General features: G+C 40.0%; 2 protein-coding genes and 2 pseudogenes. All 4 read left to right on the top strand.

Annotated elements, in window-relative coordinates:
- Window positions 1-279: pseudogene (locus tag ACFIL8_RS09880) on the top strand (hypothetical protein); the annotation flags it as partial.
- Entirely contained in the window at window positions 276-755 is a 480-nt protein-coding gene (locus ACFIL8_RS09875) for a hypothetical protein (protein WP_375689627.1), read from the top strand. The pseudogene ACFIL8_RS09880 and the gene ACFIL8_RS09875, both read left to right, overlap by 4 nt.
- Window positions 756-836: 81 nt before the next feature.
- Window positions 837-1,664 carry a recombinase RecT gene (locus tag ACFIL8_RS09870; protein WP_375618854.1) on the top strand — a complete coding sequence of 276 codons (828 nt, stop codon included), beginning with the start codon at window positions 837-839 and terminating at the stop codon, window positions 1,662-1,664.
- A 1-nt stretch (window position 1,665) separates the two neighbouring features.
- A pseudogene (locus tag ACFIL8_RS09865) lies at window positions 1,666-1,742 on the top strand (exonuclease); the annotation flags it as partial.

The following is a 1,742-nucleotide window of genomic DNA, read 5'->3' as shown; positions in this document are numbered from 1 at the left end:
GTTTACGGTAAGGCACACGTTTACGGTAAGGCAGAGGTTTACGATTGTGCACGCGTTTTCGATGAAGCACGTGTTTACGGTAAGGCAGAGGTTTACGGTTATGCATGCGTTTCCGATAAGGCAGAAGTTTACGATTGTGCACGCGTTTTCGATGAAGCACGTGTTTATGGTAAGGCAGAGGTTTACGGTTATGCATGCGTTTCCGATAAGGCAGAAGTTTACCGTAGCGCACACGTTGATGACTATAACGCCATCTCAACTGGAGAAAAGACCAGATGAAAAAATACGAACTTACTGATGAAATAGACATCCTCTATCGTCGACCAGTTCGTCGCATTCGTGCACTGAGAGACTTTGGAAAGGTCAAGAAAGGTGATCTTGGTGGTTTTATAGAGCATGAAGGTAACCTCTCTCATGAGGGCGATTGTTGGGTTAGGGATAAGGCAAAGGTTTGCAGTAATGCTCAAATTTATGAGAATGCACAAGTATTTGGACGAGCACGTATCTCATGTAATGCACGTATTTATGGAAATGCTAATGTTTTTGGAAACGCTTGTGTTGAATCCAATGCACATATTTTCGATAATGCGCAAGTTTACGGAATAGCCGAAATTCACGGCAATGCCAAAATTTGTGAAAAAGCTCATATTGGTGGTGAAGCTGTTGTATGTGGTAACACATGTATTTCAGGCAACACACATATTAGTTATAGTAGAAAAGCCGAACATATCCCTAGGAAAAGACAGAGCGTATAAGCACTTTCTAACAACCAACCATTTTTAAACACAAGCGTGATTCACGCCACGGGTGAATTGCGCGCAATGTAGGAAATCAAGATGAAAAATTCTACTTTTTTAAACGAAATGGCAGAAAAATATGGATTTTCTGCTGAAGAATTTCGAACCACAATCATAAAAACTTGTATTGGAGATAAAAATGCTAATGTCATCACTGATGCAGAATTTGCCGTTTTTCTTTTTGTTGCCAATACTTATGGACTTAACCCTTTAACAAAAGAAATCTATGCTCTCCCTAAAAAAGGCGGCGGCATCATACCCGTTGTTTCTATCGACGGTTGGATAAAGATCATCAAATCAAATCCTGACTTTGATGGCATGACCTTTCAAGATCAACTCAATGATGATGGGAATATCATTGCTATCAAATGTGCTATTCGTCTCAAAGGCATTAAAGACCCTATCGAAGTCACCGAATATCGCAAAGAATGCGAACAAGGCCACAGTGACCCTTGGAAAAAATACCCCGCACGTATGTTGCGTCATAAAGCCACTATACAATGTGCTCGTTACGCTTTCGGTCTTTCCGGTATTTATGAAGAAGATGAAGCTAAACGTATCAATGAAACAAACCATAACGTACAAACGAAGTTAGTTTCTTATGATGTGCTTACGCAAATCAAACAATTAATAAACATCACTCAAACAGAAGAAGAAAAAGTGCTTGATTATGCACAAGTCGACAGGCTTGAAGATCTTCCTGATGAAGTAGCACAAAGGATTTTGGATGTTTTGCAAAAGAGACAGCATGAAAAAGAACAATCTTTCCTACAACAAAAGCAAATAGAGGCGCCTATACAAGATGCCGAATATATTCACGTCCAAGATATAGAATATGCACCACAAGAACAAAGAACGGCGGTGTGAGATGGAACAAAGAACAGCAGAATGGTTTCAAGCGCGCTTGGGTAAAGTCACCGCATCTAATGTTTACAACATTATCAG

Origin of the sequence: Bartonella sp. AP57NXGY (assembly GCF_042195805.1) — a bacterium.
In the GTDB taxonomy this organism is placed as follows: Bacteria; Pseudomonadota; Alphaproteobacteria; order Rhizobiales; family Rhizobiaceae; genus Bartonella.
The sequence above is the reverse complement of the archived record's forward strand: the minus strand, read 5'-3'. Positions and strand labels throughout refer to the sequence as shown.

Coding starts and splice junctions, on each gene's coding strand:
- ACFIL8_RS09875 (WP_375689627.1), top strand. CDS start 276: ATGAAAAAATACGAACTTACTGATGAAATAGACATCCTCTATCGTCGA.
- ACFIL8_RS09870 (WP_375618854.1), top strand. CDS start 837: ATGAAAAATTCTACTTTTTTAAACGAAATGGCAGAAAAATATGGATTT.